The sequence below is a fragment of the Myroides marinus genome (assembly GCF_900109075.1).
Classification (GTDB): Bacteria; Bacteroidota; Bacteroidia; order Flavobacteriales; family Flavobacteriaceae; genus Flavobacterium; species Flavobacterium marinum_A.
Genome location: NZ_FNYS01000020.1, coordinates 35,304 through 54,122 on the forward strand (window position 1 = coordinate 35,304; position 18,819 = coordinate 54,122).

Genomic DNA, 18,819 nt, shown 5'->3' on the forward strand with positions numbered 1-18,819 from the left:
TTCTTAACGTAATGATTCATTTCTTCGAAAACCCTTCGAGAAAGTTCTACACTGTACAAGTGGAGAACAACTTATCTAATGAAGATATCCAAAAGTTAAATTGGTTATTTGGCAATGCCAAGCACATCAACGAGAAAACAATCAATGCTAAATTTGTCGGTCCACGCGCTACGATGGTTACTCCTTGGAGTACGAATGCTGTAGAGATTACTCAAAATATGGGTATCGCTGGTATCATCCGAATCGAGGAATTCGTAAAAGCAGAAGACTGTGATACATTTGATCCAATGTTGTCACAAGAATTTGAGACATTACACCAAGACATCTTTACAATCAATATTGCTCCAGAAGCAATTAACTACATTGAAGATATTGCTAAATACAACCAACAAGAAGGTTTAGCATTAAATGACGAAGAGATTACTTACCTAAATGAATTATCAACTAAACTTGGACGCAAATTAACTGACTCTGAAGTATTCGGATTCTCTCAAGTTAACTCTGAGCACTGCCGTCACAAGATATTCAATGGTACTTTCATCATCGATGGAGAAGAACAACCTACTTCTCTATTCAAATTGATTAGAAAAACATCTGAAACAAATCCTAATGATATTGTTTCAGCTTATAAAGATAACGTTGCTTTTGTCAAAGGACCTAAAGTAACACAGTTTGCTCCTAAATCAGCAGACAAACCAGACTTCTACGCAGAGACTGAATTTGACTCTGTAATCTCATTAAAAGCAGAAACACACAACTTCCCTACTACTGTAGAACCATTTAATGGTGCTGCTACAGGATCAGGAGGAGAAATACGTGACCGTTTAGCTGGTGGACAAGGTTCGTTGCCATTAGCAGGTACTGCTATCTACATGACGTCTTACTCTCGCTTAGAAGAAAACCGTCCTTGGGAACAAGCAATGGACGAAAGAGCATGGTTATACCAAACTCCTATTGATATCTTAATTAAAGCTTCTAATGGTGCTTCTGACTTTGGTAACAAATTTGGACAACCATTGATTACTGGTTCTATCCTTACTTTCGAGCATGAAGAAGACGCTCGTAAACTTGGATTTGACAAGGTAATTATGCAAGCTGGAGGTATCGGATATGGTAAACTTGACCAAGCTTTAAAACACAAACCATCTGAAGGAGACCAAGTAGTTATCTTAGGTGGTGAGAACTACAGAATTGGTATGGGTGGTGCTGCGGTATCTTCTGCTAATACTGGTGCTTTTGGTTCTGGTATTGAGTTAAACGCCATTCAACGTTCTAACCCAGAGATGCAAAAACGTGCTGCTAATGCTATTCGTGCAATGGTAGAAGCTGAACACAACCCTATCGTATCTATTCACGATCACGGTGCGGGTGGACACTTAAACTGTCTTTCTGAATTAGTAGAAGAAACAGGTGGACACATCAACTTAGATAACTTACCAGTAGGTGACCCTACTCTATCTGCTAAAGAAATCATCGGTAACGAATCTCAAGAAAGAATGGGATTAGTAATCGGGCAAAAAGACATTGATACTTTAGCTAAGATTGCAGAAAGAGAGCGTGCTCCTATGTACACTGTAGGTGAGATTACTAACGATCACCGATTCACTATTGAGTCTAAAACAAATGGTGCTAAACCAATGGACTTCGCTATCGAAGATATGTTCGGAAGTTCTCCTAAGACTATCATGGATGATAAAACAATCAACCGTGTATATGCTGACTTAGATTATTCTGTATCAAAAGTAGAAGAATACTTAAACCAATTATTACAATTAGAAGCTGTTGCTTCTAAAGATTGGTTAACAAATAAAGTTGACCGTTGTGTAGGTGGTCGTGTGGCTAAACAGCAATGTACTGGTCCATTACAATTACCTCTTAACAACTTAGGTGCTATGGCACTTGACTATAAAGGTAAAGAAGGTATTGCTACTACAGTAGGACACGCTCCTATCGTAGCTATCGTAGATCCTGCTGCAGGAAGTAGAAATGCTATCGCTGAAGCTTTATCTAATATCGTTTGGGCTCCTCTTAAAGAAGGAATCAAAAACGTTTCTTTATCTGCTAACTGGATGTGGGCATGTAACAATGCTGGAGAAGATGCTCGTTTATACAAAGCTGTAAAAGCTTGTTCTGACTTTGCTATCGAATTAGGAATTAATATCCCTACAGGAAAAGATTCTTTATCAATGAAGCAAAAGTACCCTAACGACGAAGTAATCGCTCCTGGTACTGTTATTATCTCTGCTGCAGCTAACTGTACAGATATTACTAAAATTGTAGAGCCTACTTTAAAGAAAAACGCTGGTTCTATCTATTATATCAACTTGTCTAAAGATAACTTCAAATTAGGAGGTTCTTCTTTTGCACAAGTATTAAACAAAATTGGTCAAGAGGTTCCTACTATCACTGATGCTACTTACTTTAAAAATGCATTCAATGCAGTACAAGAATTAGTAGCTAATGAGCAAATCGCTGCTGGACATGATATCGGAAGTGGAGGTTTAGTTACTTCTCTTTTAGAAATGACTTTTGCAGATGTAAACTTAGGTGCTAAGTATGACTTAACTGCTCTTAACGAAAAAGATACAGTAAAAGCATTATTCAACGAGAACATTGCTCTTATCATTCAAGCTAAAGATGATGCTACGTTAGAACAAGCGTTAGCTGCTAAAGGAGTAGAAGCTGTGAAGATTGGTACTGTTACTACGGATGAGAAAGTGTCGTTCACTAATGGAGCTGATCACTTCGAATTTAGCGTACCTGCTATCAGAGATACTTGGGCTAAGACGTCTTACTTATTAGACCAAAAACAAACAAAGAATAACAAAGCTACAGATCGTTATAACAACTATAAAGTACAACCTTTAAACTTCAGCTTCCCAGCTCAGTTTGACGGTAAAAAACCAGTAGTTGATGCTTCTAAACCAAGGCCTAAAGCTGCTATTATTCGTGAGAAAGGTAGTAACTCAGAAAGAGAGGTTGCTAACGCAATGTTCTTAGCTGGTTTTGATGTAAAAGACGTTCACATGACAGACCTTATCTCAGGAAGAGAAACTCTTGAAGATATCCAATTCATTGGAGCTGTAGGAGGATTCTCTAACTCAGATGTATTAGGTTCTGCTAAAGGATGGGCAGGTGCATTTATGTACAATGAGAAAGCAAATACAGCATTGAAAAACTTCTTTGCTCGTAAAGACACTTTATCTGTAGGTATTTGTAACGGTTGTCAGTTGTTTATGGAATTAGAATTAATCAATCCAGAGCACGAAGTACACGGTAAGATGCTACACAATGACTCTCAAAAACACGAGAGTATCTTTACTTCTGTAACTATTCAAGAGAACAACTCTATCATGCTTTCTACATTAGCAGGAAGTACTTTAGGAGTATGGGTTTCTCATGGTGAAGGTAAATTCAACTTACCTGAAACAGAAGATAAATACGGTATCGTAGCAAAATATGCTTACGATTCTTACCCAGCTAACCCTAATGGTTCTGACTTCAACACAGCAATGATGTGTGATACGACAGGACGCCACTTAGTAATGATGCCTCACATTGAGCGTTCATTATTCCAATGGCACTGGGCTAACTATCCAGAAGGAAGAAAAGACGAAGTTTCTCCTTGGATGGAAGCATTCGTTAATGCACGTCAGTGGATTGAAGAAAACAACGCTAAATAATCAAATAGCTTATATACAACAAAGCCTCCTAATGAGAGGCTTTGTTATTTTCTAATAGTTCTAATATAAGACTTCACTTTTATCTTCCAATTTGATTTGGCGTAGAGAATAATTCTATTTTCAACACCTTTAACTGTATTTGGATTTTCATGATAAGGTAATTTTGCTCCTATTGGGCTGATTACACCATATAGAAACTCAGGGTTATCTATAGGACAATTGACCTTCCTATAATTAAAAATAGTCACCATATTCTCCTTTGTCTTTTTCTCAGAATAAAGATTCATTATTCTATCAATAGGTAACCCCTTATCTGTTATAAAATCAAGATCAAACAAATCTTTAATAGCTTTTCTATTGCATATTGTTGCAATCTTAAAAACTGCAATATCCTTAACTGAAGCCATTCTAATAGTATCAATAATCTCAATATCATATAAAAGTATATGTGATTGAATGATATCTACTTTAATATTTAATCCATCGGTTAGAATTACTGCTCTTAAAAAAACTATATCATCGTTATCTTCAGATGATATCTTAGTAAATACTACCCTTTCCTTAAAAAACTCCTTAACCTCTTTTTCTATTAATTTGAAGCCTTTTACTCCTATTCTCTCTTGACAAAACAGGTCAATATCTTCACTTTCTCTATGATTAAATCGCATTGCTAAGTTTGTTCCACCTGCCAAAAAAAAGAGTTGCAAAGTACCAAGACTTTGCAACTCTTTTATCGTTTTTACTATTCGCTTATCAACCATATTAAACAGGTATATTAACACAATGACTATAATTTGGAATATCATAAGTTTCTGACATTAACTTATAAATATCTTCACTAATAATCTCACTCGTATTTTCTAAAACCTGTTGAATAATCTGCATATCAAACTGAGTTCTAATAATATCAATATTATTACATAGAAACTCTACTGTAGTAAATGACAAAATACGCGATATTATAAAGAAATAATCTCGCTTTAAGTCAAGTGACTCAATATCTACATCCCAAAAAAACACTCTTGGCATTTCCGCTAAATTAAGAGAAGTAATATTCATAACAATTGATTTTAATACAATACAAGTCACCTACCTTGTACATTACACATACAAAGATATGAAAGTATTTTTACTTATTTAATCAAAACACACAGATTAACAAGCACTTATAACAAAGCCTCCTAATAGGAGGCTTTGTTATTTTATATCTTTTCTTTTTTTATAAACTCATAAGCTGTATATCTAAACACCTTTGCTTTATTAGGAGCCATCAATGGTTCTACTATTTTGCGTTCATAACTACTTGGTACACCTTCATCGATATAATATTGACCTTTTAGCCTTAGGTAGTAATCAAACTGTTTGTGATATAGGGTATCTGAATTTATAGTTAACTCATCTGCATTTGGCTCTATGAATATACAATCATTTTCGTCAATATCCTTTCCTTCTTGAAGTAGTGATACATCAATAAAGTTAGCGCAATCACAGGCCCAGTTGACATACATCACATTAATAACCTCTTCCTTATTTGATAATATTTTAGGTTGTATAGAACGTTCTAAATAAGCTAAATAACCAATCCGAGCAATTACTACAAATACAATCAGTAGTAATAAAAAAGATACTCCCTTTATACTCCATATTAAAAACTTTCTCATGACTTTCCAGTTACCTCTTTTATTTCAATACTAAGCATCTTTAAACAAGAAAATAAGGAATATCAGTATTACCAAACCAATAAAACACGCAAAAGCGATCTTCCACGCACTATAAGGGCGTTCTCCTGTAATTCTACCAGTAACACCATTTACATAGAATGTATATTGTTTACTTCCATAAGCAAATGAACTAACGTATAAAGGCAATAGAATATGTTTAAATGTCATATTAGACAACTCCGTATCCATGTTGTGTACGCGTTGCTCATCACCTCCTATATCTCTCTTTACGCTTTCTCTTTCATATTGAGCAACAATATCTCGAGCTCTATCATATCCCTCTTTTAAGTCAACTTGATATTTTTCTGTAATAAATCCACTTAGATAATCAGGTTTTATCTTTTGTACAGCTTTAGGATCCCATCCAGTAGAAATGGAATTAAGCAAATCCATCTTAAGTGTTTTACTACCTGTTACTAATACATCGTCATAGAAGTTTGACACTGTACCATTCACTCTTGACCAAGATACTCTGCGTTCTCTTCTCTTATTATCTCCACTACCAACAGTTACATAATAAGCATCTCCACGCTCTCCGCGATACTGCGTATAAGTTTGCATATCATATGTCCAAAAAGGTACATATACTCCCCTTAAATTATCAGCAGAGAATATTCCTCTTTGTATTTTATTTGGTGCAAACCAAAGGTCTTTAATCCACTTTTGTAATATTCCTGCCACTTGATTTCTATCCACAGCAAAAGGAGCTACGTATTCAGGTTTAATATAACGCTCTTCATGTATATCTTGTTCTACAAGTGGATTAGCACAATATGGACAAGCCATTGACTTTAAGTTTTCATCTACAGTAGCAGTAGCGTGACAACTACTACACTCCACTACCTTAGTTGTACTAAAACTCTCCTTCTCATAACTCTCCATAAAGCTAACAAAGTCGTGCTCTTTTAGCTCTAATTCTCCTTGCTCTATTTCTTTGACATTACCACAGTACTCGCAAACTAAAGCTTGAGCACTTGGTTTATATGACATTGGTCCACCACATGAACTACATGGTGTAGCCTCTGATGTATTTAATTTTATTTCTTCTCCTGACGACACTTTCTATACTAATTAATAGATCTGTATTCCCTTTAAAAACTGCAAGTTATCCTGCTTTCATTAAAACAACTTGTACACTTATATAAAAAAAGGTACTAAAGAAGATTTAAAGCCTTCTGGAGTACCTTTCTCTATTGTACTATATATTTGGTAACGGTGGAGGAGTTTGTCCCCATACATCGTTTAAATCACCTTGATTTCCTGCTTTATCCCAGTTAGCCATGCCGTTCTTCCACACTAAAGTATCTCTTAACAGTTGTCCATTGCTAACCATCTGTTTTAACCCTTCTAAATCAAAAGGACCTGCTTGCTGACCATTTAGCGCTACAAAGTAACTTACTACTACAGCACCAGGTATTGGTGGAGGTGTATTAGTTACTGGTTGCTGTGCTTGTTGTTGAGTAGACGTTTGTCCTTGTGCCATAGCTTGACCAAACTGATTAGCCATTGCAAAACCTGCTCCCATACCTACTCCCGCTCCTGCTACACCTGATGGATTATTAGCAGCAGCTTCCATAGCTTTCGCAGCTTTCATTTGCATTAATTTATTTAAGTCAACGCGCTCTAATCTACTTAATTCAAAGATCTCTTTTTTGATATCCTCTGGCATAGATACGTTCTCGATTAAGAACTTCGTTACATCCATACCATATACCTCAAAGTCGTCTTTCATATAAGCGAATATCGCATTAGACAACTCATTCAGATTAGCAGCATATGTCTCAATAGGTAAATTAGCCTCACCAATAGAATCTGTAAAACGAGTAACAATAGCACTTCTCAACTGATCGTTAATTTGATCTGTAGTAAATGTACCTGACGTTCCTACAATCTCTTTGATAAACTTACCTGGATCAGCAATCTTAAAAGTATACGTACCAAACGATCTAACTTCAATCATACCAAAACGGTCATCATTTAAGATAATAGGGTTTTTAGTTCCCCAACGTTGATCGATAAAAGTCTTTGTACTTACGAAATACACCTCAGCCTTAAATGGACTATTAAATCCATACTTCCATCCTTTTAATGTAGCTAGTATTGGTAAGTTTTGTGTATTTAAAGTATGTGTACCAGGACTAAATACGTCAGCTAATTGTCCTTCATTGATAAACACAGCCATTTGTCCTTCGCGAACAACTAACTTTGCATTATTCTTAATCTCGTTTTGATAACGCTCAAAACGGTGTACTATCGTATTCTGTGTTGGGTCTAAGAATTCAATTATATCAATGAATTCACCCGCTAATTTTCTAAACAAGTTCATATCTTTTCTTTTTCTTATTAGTAGTATTACAGTAGTAAATGTAACAGATTTTGTGTTACAATTTTTATAAAGATAATAGTTTCTAATTTTAATCTATACTATCCATACAATAAATAGGGCTATAATAAATTCTATATATCCTATCATATCCTGAACATTTTTTAGTATATTTATTTACTATAACTATCAAGCAACTTATTATGAATAAGAATCTTAAACATAATAATACAGAAACTAAAAGTGGTAAGCGAATAGGTAAAATCGAAATTATTAACCCTATAGCTCAATTAGTATTTGAGGACAATGCCTACGTAGAAATAATCGCTCAAGGATTTAAATACGCAGACTCTCCAATATGGATTAAAGCCGAAAACTTACTACTGTTTACAGACTTGCCAAACAAGCGAATTCACTACTGGAAAGAGCATTATAAGGAACCTAAAACTTATCTAGAAGATATAGACTTCATTGGTCAAAATACTAAAAATGGCGAACTAAACTCTAGTGCTCTCCTATTTAGCAATGTTGGAGAGATAACTCTTATGCTTTATGGAGAAGACAAGATAGCTAAAATGAATGCCATCATTAGAGAACCTAAGTTCAACTTTGACACCTGGATAAGCAATCCTCAAAAACACCAACTTATCACTCCTTTACACTTTACAGAGGATAAATTAGGCAATATCTACTTCACTGATACCATTGCAACAGATAATAAATCTAAAGCTTCTAAAAAGCCTCTATATGGATTATATAGAATATCGAATAAGAATAAACTAGAACTCTTATTAGAAAATCACTTATCTCCTGAAGGTATAGCTTTATCTCCAGACAATAAAGCTATATATATAACCTACTCTGATAAGAAAAAAGACTATCTATACAGATATGAACTCAACAAAGGAAAGCTTAATGAGGATACATTTAAAGTCTTTGACTACACCCCTTTTATAAGTGATATAGATGATAAACCTAGAGGGCTAAAGACAGACAAATTTGGTAATATATACACAGCTGGACCTAATGGACTATGGATATTTAATAAAGATATGGAACTTATAGCTCGTGTACATTTTACAGAAATCGCTACTGACTGTGTATTTAGTGAAGATTATAAAACACTATACATTACTGCCAGTGACAAAGTACTCAAACTAAAACTTAGAGACTAAGCACACAAATACTGTTGTTTTACTCATATATTTTCTAGTTTGGCTTATCTTTGAGCCCGAATAGCGAATTCTCTCTATTCACCGATTAAACACAAATAAAACAAATACTAGTACACAATGGAAGAGCAATATCAACAAATCTTAGTTAGATATTATAGTGATGTCTTAGAAGAAAATACTGTCGAGACTTTTTGGGGAAAGACAATAGATGAGGAAAAAGGATTATACCAAGTGGATAATATTCCTTTTTACGGTCCTGACTTTTCATGTGATGATATTGTATTTGCTGAATTTGACTCTACAGAAGACTGTTTAACTTATCGCCATGTAGCTACTCCTTCTGGTAATACTACAGTACAAGTTATCGTCTTAAAAGACAAATACAACAGAGAAGATCTATACAACGAAATACTTTACTCTGGTACAGAGATAGAAGTATGTAGTGACCAGTACTTCGTTATCAATGTTCCGAGTAAGACAGATTACAAAAACGTATATGCAATCTTAGGAGCTTTAGAAGAAGAAAAAGTAATTGAGTTCGCAGAACCATTACTTTCTCCTAAACACAGTGCTGACTTAAGACAAAAATAATCCGATACTCAGGATAACTCTTATGTAACAATACAAAAATACCCGATTCAGTGAATCGGGTATTTTTGTATATATACTTATCTATTCTTTAGAATTGGAAATAAATAAATGGTTGTGGTCCTGCAGTTGCTGTAGCATATACAATCCAGAATACAAATCCTAACACAACAGCTTTAACAAACATAGGAGCTACATTAAACATCTGATTAGGAACCTCCATCCATGACTTAGGAATATAATGCCATACAAACCCAATACCGATTAACATAAAGGCATTCTTATACCCCATCGCTATAGTACTCCATGCATTCCAGTCAAACTCTAATTGTCCGATATTATTGATAATATCTAGAGCTGTATCAAATGAATTTGCTCTAAAGAATATCCAACAAAACGTAACAAAGTTAAACGTCAAGAATATAGAGAATATACGCCATAAGAAATTAGGTTTTACACCTTTTGCTCTTGGGAATAACTCCATAATAATCTTGTGTATTGCTAAAGCGATACCGTGAAGTGCCCCCCAAACAATAAAACGCAAACTTGCACCATGCCATAACCCACCTAATAACATTGTCGTTAATAAGTTAAAGTTAGTGTACATATTCTTCTTCTTGTCCTTAGCTAAAAGGAAAGTAAGTCCAAATACAACAATAGATGCAATAGCTAATATCAATGGAATGATACTCTCATTCATATAATAAACTCCCCACCCTACTATTCCTGCAAAGAATAATCCAGGGAAGAAGAATCCTCCGAAACTTCCTTTTCTATTTCCTCCTACTGAGATATATAAGAAATCCTTTAACCAAGTAGAAAGTGAGATATGCCATCTTCTCCAGAACTCTGTAATAGACTCTGACTGATAAGGTACATTAAAGTTAACTGGTAATCTATATCCCATTAACAATGCAATACCAATAGCCATATCTGAATATCCCGAGAAATCACAGTATATCTGTATAGCATACCCATAAGAAGCCATTAGATTCTCAAAAGCTGTATAACTATTAGGAGAATCAAACACACGATCTACAAAGTTTATAGAAATATAATCAGAGATTACAGCTTTCTTTAATACCCCTCCTATGATTAATAATAGTCCCTCATTTACATACTCTCTCGACACATATACATTCTTATATATCTGTGGCAAAAAGTCCTTAGCACGTACGATAGGCCCTGCTACTAACTGCGGGAAAAACGAAATAAAGAACAGATAGTCTAAGAAATTCTTTGTCGGCTCTATTTCTTTACGATAAATCTCTATAATGTAACTTATAGACTGGAAGGTAAAGAATGAAATACCTACAGGTAGAATAATATCATCTAAATGTAGCTTAGTATTAGCGAAGAAGTTAAAACCATCTAGAAAGAAGTTTGTATACTTAAAGTACCCTAACAATCCTAAGTTAACAATAATACTAATCGTCAACAACAGTTTTTTCTTAGCTGTATTATGGGTGTGATTAATAATACTCGCAAAATAATAGTCCATCAGCGATGATCCTATTAGAATGATAAAGTACATACCACTAGACTTGTAATAAAAGAACAATGAAAACAATGTCACATATAACAAGCGAACGTGAAATGTTTTTCTCATCAAGATATAGAAGAGATAAAACACTATAAAGATTCCTAAGAACGCAGCCGAATTAAATAATAACGGCTCTTTAGGATTAAAAGTAAACCAGCTGATAACTTGTTCAGCTGTTATACTTGGTATTTCGATATTTAATAGACTCATTTAAATAAGAAGACTATTGTTTAACAAATTGGTTATAAGCCTCTAAAAGAGCTTCATAAAACAGGTCTCCTGTATATTCATACCCTTTTACAGTATAGTGTACTAAATCCTTTGATAGTAAACCGTTCTCTCTCAATGAAGAAAGTCCTAACGTTCCTCCTAGGTTATAATATAAATCCCATATAGCATACTTACCACTGATACCGTTAATGATTAACTCATTAGACAACTCAGCCGCTACAGTATTCGGGTTCTCTTTAGAAAAATAAGATGGTGGTGGTGTAGTTAATAATACACTCGCATTAGGAGCTACCCTTTTCACCTTAGCCAAAAAAGCATTCACTTGAGCCTGAAAGTCTTTAGCATTCATTCTATCAAAAGACTCATTAGTCCCCATAGACACGATTACTAAATCTGCTTCTAATCCTTTTAACTGTCTAAAGAACAAGTCGTATTTTGTATAGTCAGAGAACCTAGCACCGTTTACCCCTATCGTATGATATAAGATACCTGGTTTATCATTCTCTAATACTACCCCATTCAAATCGTATGCCTCAGCCTGTTTATTTGAATAGAAATAAATACGATCTAACTCCTCTCCTAGTTCAAAAGTATAAAATACATCATTCTTCTCTCCTGAAAGTTCATTAAACATTTCTGTACCAACTGCCACTGCTGAAGACACCTTTTGGTTACTAGGAATATTTAATTTCTTTCCTGGGTGTATAGTCGTACTTTTCATATTGTTAGCCTTCTTGATTTCTCCTACTGTAGTACCGTATTTATTAGCGATACCAGTCAGAGACTCTCCTTTTTTGATTTGATGTGAAATCTTTTTAGGAGCACTAGACTCTAAGAACACTTTTCTGCTTGACGTCCCTACATTAAAGTCCTTAGTATTAGAAGGCGTAAACACTTTCATGCGCGAAAAGCCATAACTAGCATCGCGTACACTAAGCTCTATTACAGCATTCTTATCTACAGTAGATAAGGCTATACCACTCAGTCCAACATTAGCGTCTTTAACAGGAAATATATTCCTATAACTACTCCATTCAGCATTAGATGAATATCTAACTAGAGCATTACCATTAGTCTTTGCTAATTTATAAGGAAAGGCAAACCCTAATCCTCCATTACCAAACTTATCTTGTAACAAGACTCTCATTCGCCCACTAAAAAAATCAGCTTGAATATGGGAGTCTCCTATATGAACTATATTGATCTTTCCTTTCTTTGATTTAGTTACTTGTTGTATCTTATCAAAGAAACCTTTTAATTGTTCTGTATAATAGATCTTATTTCCTATTATTTCTTTATTCACTAATCCACTATCATCAGCTTCATAATTACCCGATCCTCCATAGTTGGTTTGACCAAAAGAATTAATATGAAATAAAACACCTACAACAAAAACAGCAATTTTACTCCTTTTCATTTTCTATTTTTTGTTTAGCACTTTCTCCTACAGTACTATTATTAGCACGCTGTACAGAGTCAGTTCTATTAGCAGGTCTTACACTCCCACCTTTTTTCTTTTTATATTCTGTATACCCTTCCTCTAATCTAGCGAACACTTTTTCAGCAATTACAGTAGCTCCCTTATGATTAAAGTGTGTATAATCTTTATTTGCCTTACCTTCTTCTACCCATTTCACCATAGATCCGTTACCTCCCATATCATCATACAGGTTAAAGAATCCAGCATGTGACTCGATAGCATACTTACGTTGAGCTTTTACTAATGGTACTACAGCCTTATCTGTCTGCATCACTCCATCCACTTTAGATGATTTATCAGCAGCAGAGATAATCAATATATTAGCATTAGGAAAACATTGTTTTAAATGTTGCACTACAGCACCCATTTTCTTTGTATACCATGAGTAATCTAATGTACCATAGTTTAATACGTTAGCTCCATAATGTAGAACAATCAAACTATAATCTAGATTATTCTGATACTTCTGCATTAAGCTAGTTTTAAACAATGAAAGCGGAAGCCCTGAGTTACCTCTACTAGAGAAGTTATCCACCTGTACACCTCCTACTCCACTAAAGTCAAACCCATAAATAGGAATAGAATCAGCATGTTTAAAAGTTACCTTAATATCTTTTACACTACCTTCAGCTAATTTCAACTTATTCAGTTCTGAGTTTATATTTAGCTTTCTAACGATAGTATCTTTATTAGTTATAACTACTACTTCTCCACGTTTATTATTAGAACTACCATAATAAAGTGTTGGATTATATAGCATTGTCATATTCTGCATCTTACCACCAGAATAGCTAACCCAGCTTTGTTTGATTGTATCTTTAACGAAGTATACCTGTCCAGATACACCAAATGGTTTCTGTGGTTTCTTTACATTTAAGTAAGATAGCATCTTAAAGTTGTTAGAGTACTTATGGATTACAGACTGTCTAGACTGAGCAGACTCAGACATTACAGGCACATATCCCACTCCCATACCACCGTATTTACCTTGATACTTCTTACGTAAATCTTGTACAATTAAATCTCCATCAGTCATAGAGTCTCCATAGTACGCGATACGTACACGTCCACCTTTTTGTTGTTCTAGAGCATATAATCTAGCAAAGAAATTCTCTAGATATACCATTCCTTTAAAGGATTCAGAGTCTTCAGTACTCAATACAGCAGACTCAGGCACCACGATTACTCTATCATCGCCTTCCCCTATAGTCTTCTCTATAATTGTATCCTTAGTAACTTCAGCAGTACCTCCTTGACCTATTGCTTCTAGCATTAGGCTATCCACTACTATATTACCAGTAGTTATAGCTTCTTCACTAAATAACTTCTCTGGTAAATTCCCTTTAAAGAACAAAAAAAAGCCACTCGCCATTACTATAATGGCAAGTGACTGGTATATATATGATTTCTCTACTTTCACAAAAAATACTAATAGATTACATTCGGTCTGGTACAGCTATCCCTAATAAAGAGAAAGCATCCTTAATCACCATACCTACTTTTTCTGACAATTGTACTCTAAACGCTCTCAATACTGTATCTTCTTCTCCTAAGATAGATACCGTTTGGTAGAACGAGTTATATTCTCTTACTAATTCGTATACATAGTTAGCCACTAAAGCTGGGCTATGCGTACGTGCAGCATCCTGAATCACTACAGGGAACTCCTCTAGTAATTTTAATAATTCTTTTTCTTTAGGATCTAAAGTAATGCCTTTTACCTCAGCTGTATAATCAAAATCGGCTTTTCTTAAGATTGATTGAATACGAGCATAAGTATATTGGATAAACGGTCCTGTATTACCTGCGAAATCAACTGATTCTTTAGGGTTAAACATCATTCCTTTACGAGGATCTACCTTAAGCATAAAGTACTTAAGAGCTCCTAATCCTATAGTAGTAAATAACTGAGAACGCTCCTCTTCAGAGTATCCTTCTAGTTTACCTAATTCCTCAGATATAGACTTAGCTGTATCTGTCATCTCTTGCATTAAGTCATCTGCATCTACTACAGTTCCTTCTCTACTCTTCATTTTTCCAGAAGGAAGTTCTACCATACCATAAGATAAGTGGTATAAACTCTCTGCCCAGTCAAAACCAAGACGTTTAAGAATTAAGAATAATACTTTAAAGTGATAGTCCTGCTCATTACCTACTGTATATACCATACCACCAACATCGCCGAAATCATTCACACGTTGTATAGCTGTACCGATATCTTGAGTCATATATACAGAAGTACCATCTCCACGAAGTACTAATTTCTCGTCTAATCCTTCTTCTGTAAGATCAATCCACACAGAGTTATCCTCTTTTTTAAAGAATACACCTTGTGCTAATCCTTGTTCTACTACATCTTTACCTAATAAATAAGTATTGCTCTCATAGTACACTTTATCAAAGTCTACCCCTAAGTTTTTATAAGATACCGCAAAACCATCATATACCCATTGGTTCATCGTCTTCCATAGCTCGATTACCTCTGGTTTATTGTGTTCCCAATCAACAAGCATTTGCTTCGCTTCTTTGATAATTGGAGCCTCTTTCTTCGCTTCGTCTTCCGTCATACCTTGCTCCATCAATTCTTTGATTTGGCTTTTGTATTCTACGTCAAACTTCACATAGTAGTTTCCTACCAATTTATCTCCTTTAAGCCCTGTAGACTCAGGAGTTTCTCCATTACTATACTTCTGCCAAGCTAACATTGACTTACAGATATGGATACCTCTATCATTGATGATTTGTGTCTTGTAAACTTTTTTTCCAGAAGCCTTTAAAATTTCAGCTACAGAATATCCCAATAAGTTATTTCTAACGTGTCCTAAGTGAAGAGGTTTATTCGTATTAGGAGAAGAGTATTCTACTAACACTGCTTTATCACCAGGTGTAGGTGTTACATATCCGAAGTGTTCTTCACCGCGTATTGCACTAAAGAAATCGATATAATAACTATCTGAAACTACTAGATTTAAAAAACCCTTTACTACATTAAACCGTTCTATTACAGATGTATTCTCTACTAAGTACTCACCTATTTTAGTTCCAATTTCTACCGGGTTTCCTTTTATTTGTCTTAAAAAAGGAAAGATAACTACAGTAATATCACCCTCAAACTCTTTTCTTGTCGCCTGATACTCAACTTTCTCTACGGTAGCACCGTATAATTGTTGAATCGCCATCTCTATCTGCGGAGTTAAAATCTGATTTAATGTCATTTTGATTATTTTTATTAAAGAAGCAAAGATAATTTATATTTCGTCATTTCAAGAAGTCTATACAAGGAATTTAAACATTTCATTTAGAATTAATTTAACTTCATTCAAAATATTTAACTATCTAAAATACAAAAACATAACCACATAAACAAACCTACCCTTTCTAGCAAAACAGGTAAATAACTGTTAAAATACAAAGAACAACACACTAAAAATCGTCTTACTGTTTTAAAAAATAATCGTACAATAATTATATCTAATCATCCATATTCTCTAAATAAACATAAAAAGGTCTATTCAAAATCATAATATCCCCTCCACACATATTCATAACTTTTTAAATTAGGATATCCATAGAAATCTTGTCGTTGATTATGAATATTATTTGCCTTGATAACACGATCAAAATCGGAAGACATAATAAATACTTTTATATCAGACAAATCTCTCTTATTTAGGTAAAACCAAAGCTCATCTATATTTCCTTTTGCTTTTTTTCCATTAACAAGAGATATAATTTGTTCTTTTCTCACTTCTTCTATTTTATTAGAAGTATTATCGATCATAAGTGTAACCACTTTATCATTACTATACCACTTCACTGCTAATATATCAGCTAGACCACGTAAACTTCCATCACTCTTTTTCTCAGGAAGTCCAAAAACAGACATCTCTAGATTGCTATTTTTTTCCTTAAGGTTATTCAGCAAATCTTTGATAATTGATTTCTTCATTTCTTTCTGTTCAAGCATAATTCCCAATGTATTCATCTCTTCATCAACATATACATCAAAACTATAAAACTTAAATTCATCTATATTAGCAACTGTTTTACCAATAAGATCACTATTTTTTATTACAAACTTTTTGAAATTATATGTAGTATCTCTGAATATCCTCAAATCTTCTGGTCTATAATCTATTTCCATACGATCATCTTCATCACTAGCTACATTAAGCAATTTATTCATTGCTGACATACTCTCATATTCTTTTAAATACGCTGGGCGTTTTTGTTTATAGTCTAATGAAGACAAATCCATCGTAGTAAAACTATTCTTCACTTCCTCTTGTTTGGCAAATAATTTATTAACTCCTTTATCATACTCTTCTTTAGATATATATAAATATTTAAAAACAAATTCTTTAGTAGGCTGAGACGTTCCAGCATAATGAAAAGTTATCTCAAGTGTATCTTTCTTTAAATCTATTTTATAAATACTATCTAATAAAGACCTCCCATCATCATATGTGGCTCCTGTAAAAGTCTTAAAACTTTCTATTGGTTCTCTATGCTCTATAGGAAAATCAGTTATCACTTCTCCGTTTTCGATTCTTAAATAAGGTACAGTCTCTCCTATAAATTCCATATACCCCAAAGTCATCCCCCACATAAGAGTCTTATCCACTTTACTAAAAGATACAGCTTTATAATACCCATCTTTAGGAGGTGTAGTACATCCTAATAAACACAACAACCCTAATCCTATTACGATAACACTTTTAAATACCTTCATAACAAAATAACATATCTTACTAAACTTATTTATCTTAAAATCACTAAATCTTATAAACAACAATTAATTAGACAATAACCCAAATAACAGATCCACAAAAAGGTTCTCTAAAAAAGTAAAATCATCACGCCAAGCTCTAGTAGTCTCTTCCTTCTTAGAATACTCAGAAACATCTATAACAACTCCTCCATTAAAAACTATATTACTATTTAAATGGCGATACTTATTTCGCATCAACTCTCTTATATCATCTGACTCTTCATATTTCTTAGATACAACAGGAACGTACTTCGTTTTAAAATTAGCAAAAAATCTCACTTCCACATCTTCTAAATACGCTTTAGGATTTCCATTTAGATACACTACTGATGCAGAACTAGCAAAGTGACTAGTCCCATTAATAGTCTGCCCATATCCTCTAGGCATAGCAAACATCCCGATAAATACAAGTATCACTAAGTAAAACCTTCTCATAACTATACAATTCTAAATATTCAATCCATACTCTAAAACAAAACACCTAATTCCTTTACAATAGACCTCCCCCATAATATAACAAGGTTAGTATATACTAAAGTAAGATTATTACAGCTAATTAAATATACAAAATCAAACAAACACACTACATATCAACAAATTACCTCTTACACCATTCACCAAGACCATCTATTCATACCCCTCATGTCCCTTTCAAGGACAATAAGAAGACAATTAATGAACAGTCCTTCGACAAAAGCCCTTCTTACTCAACTAAACTCAGCTTATTGTCCATGAATTGTCCAAGGATCTATCTCTATAGCAGTATTTATAAGGGATGAGGGAGCGTTCATACTATATAGCAAAATAGTCAAAAAACACTTAATTAACTAACTTACAATATATTAACTAAATATATAAAATAAAAAAATGATACTGCTTTTTTTATAAAACAGGTATATAACATGAATATAAAGGCTTATTTTAAAAAAAACAACGAGAAAAGCATCGATTTATCCCATCTAAAAACAAAATAATAGATGTAAAAACAAAAAAGCAGTTATACTTTTTTAAACAACCTAAAGGATTAGTAACTAAGAGGAGATATCTTATAAGGCAATAGATCCTTTTAACAAAACAGCTTAAAGCAGCTAATAAATATACTTACAACAGAAATACTTATATACGATAAAAGCATATTAGAATACAAAAATAGTAAAACTACTAATAGAGAAGTTTCCCTTAAAATACGGGTATAAAAAAAGCCTCACTGTATAGTGAAGCTTATCTTGTGGGCGATGAGGGATTCGAACCCCCGACCCCCTCGGTGTAAACGAGGTGCTCTGAACCAACTGAGCTAATCGCCC

At 33.9% G+C, this 18,819-nt stretch carries 14 protein-coding genes and 1 tRNA gene; 3 read left to right on the forward strand and 12 right to left on the reverse strand.

Annotation, left to right across the window (positions count from 1 at the left end):
• The first annotated feature begins 11 nt into the window (after nucleotides 1-11).
• Entirely contained in the window at nucleotides 12-3,683 is a 3,672-nt protein-coding gene (purL, locus tag BMX53_RS15395) for a phosphoribosylformylglycinamidine synthase (protein WP_063175407.1), read from the forward strand.
• A 44-nt stretch (nucleotides 3,684-3,727) separates the two neighbouring features.
• Here purL and BMX53_RS15400 read toward each other — a convergent pair whose 3' ends face one another.
• From BMX53_RS15400 to BMX53_RS15420, 5 genes are all read right to left on the reverse strand, one after another.
• Nucleotides 3,728-4,444, reverse strand: coding sequence for a nucleotidyl transferase AbiEii/AbiGii toxin family protein (locus tag BMX53_RS15400; RefSeq protein WP_063175406.1), 717 nt, complete (start codon nucleotides 4,442-4,444; stop codon nucleotides 3,728-3,730).
• 1 nt (nucleotide 4,445) lies between these two features.
• Nucleotides 4,446-4,742 carry a DUF6922 domain-containing protein gene (locus BMX53_RS15405; RefSeq protein WP_063175405.1) on the reverse strand — a complete coding sequence of 99 codons (297 nt, stop codon included), beginning with the start codon at nucleotides 4,740-4,742 and terminating at the stop codon, nucleotides 4,446-4,448.
• Between the two features lie 143 nt (nucleotides 4,743-4,885).
• Nucleotides 4,886-5,344, reverse strand: coding sequence for a hypothetical protein (locus BMX53_RS15410; RefSeq protein WP_063175404.1), 459 nt, complete (start codon nucleotides 5,342-5,344; stop codon nucleotides 4,886-4,888).
• Nucleotides 5,345-5,374: 30 nt separating this feature from the next.
• On the reverse strand, nucleotides 5,375-6,463 hold the full coding sequence (locus BMX53_RS15415) for a TFIIB-type zinc ribbon-containing protein (RefSeq protein WP_063175403.1): 1,089 nt from the start codon (nucleotides 6,461-6,463) through the stop codon (nucleotides 5,375-5,377).
• 139 nt (nucleotides 6,464-6,602) lie between these two features.
• Nucleotides 6,603-7,730 carry an SPFH domain-containing protein gene (locus tag BMX53_RS15420; protein WP_074747403.1) on the reverse strand — a complete coding sequence of 376 codons (1,128 nt, stop codon included), beginning with the start codon at nucleotides 7,728-7,730 and terminating at the stop codon, nucleotides 6,603-6,605.
• Nucleotides 7,731-7,930: 200 nt separating this feature from the next.
• On the opposite strand from BMX53_RS15420, the gene BMX53_RS15425 reads away from it, so the two are divergent.
• The gene (locus tag BMX53_RS15425) at nucleotides 7,931-8,902 is read left to right on the forward strand and encodes an SMP-30/gluconolactonase/LRE family protein (protein WP_063175401.1); all 972 of its coding nucleotides are present in this window, start codon (nucleotides 7,931-7,933) and stop codon (nucleotides 8,900-8,902) included.
• Between the two features lie 117 nt (nucleotides 8,903-9,019).
• Nucleotides 9,020-9,493 carry a DUF4265 domain-containing protein gene (locus BMX53_RS15430; protein WP_038987060.1) on the forward strand — a complete coding sequence of 158 codons (474 nt, stop codon included), beginning with the start codon at nucleotides 9,020-9,022 and terminating at the stop codon, nucleotides 9,491-9,493.
• 88 nt (nucleotides 9,494-9,581) lie between these two features.
• On the opposite strand, the gene BMX53_RS15435 is transcribed toward BMX53_RS15430, so the two are convergent.
• The 7 genes from BMX53_RS15435 to BMX53_RS15465 form a co-directional block, all read right to left on the reverse strand.
• Nucleotides 9,582-11,243 carry an MBOAT family O-acyltransferase gene (locus BMX53_RS15435; protein ID WP_038987061.1) on the reverse strand — a complete coding sequence of 554 codons (1,662 nt, stop codon included), beginning with the start codon at nucleotides 11,241-11,243 and terminating at the stop codon, nucleotides 9,582-9,584.
• Between the two features lie 13 nt (nucleotides 11,244-11,256).
• On the reverse strand, nucleotides 11,257-12,681 hold the full coding sequence (locus tag BMX53_RS15440) for a LysM peptidoglycan-binding domain-containing protein (protein WP_074747406.1): 1,425 nt from the start codon (nucleotides 12,679-12,681) through the stop codon (nucleotides 11,257-11,259).
• Nucleotides 12,668-14,116, reverse strand: coding sequence for an SGNH/GDSL hydrolase family protein (locus BMX53_RS15445; RefSeq protein ID WP_074747409.1), 1,449 nt, complete (start codon nucleotides 14,114-14,116; stop codon nucleotides 12,668-12,670). Before BMX53_RS15445 ends, BMX53_RS15440 begins: the two co-directional genes overlap by 14 nt.
• A 64-nt stretch (nucleotides 14,117-14,180) precedes the next feature.
• Nucleotides 14,181-15,959, reverse strand: coding sequence for an arginine--tRNA ligase (argS, locus tag BMX53_RS15450; RefSeq protein ID WP_074747412.1), 1,779 nt, complete (start codon nucleotides 15,957-15,959; stop codon nucleotides 14,181-14,183).
• Between the two features lie 293 nt (nucleotides 15,960-16,252).
• Nucleotides 16,253-17,476 carry a hypothetical protein gene (locus tag BMX53_RS15455; RefSeq protein WP_063175397.1) on the reverse strand — a complete coding sequence of 408 codons (1,224 nt, stop codon included), beginning with the start codon at nucleotides 17,474-17,476 and terminating at the stop codon, nucleotides 16,253-16,255.
• Between the two features lie 63 nt (nucleotides 17,477-17,539).
• Complete coding sequence (locus BMX53_RS15460) at nucleotides 17,540-17,950, reverse strand: hypothetical protein (protein ID WP_063175396.1); 411 nt, start codon at nucleotides 17,948-17,950, stop codon at nucleotides 17,540-17,542.
• 794 nt (nucleotides 17,951-18,744) lie between these two features.
• A tRNA-Val gene (locus BMX53_RS15465) sits at nucleotides 18,745-18,819 on the reverse strand.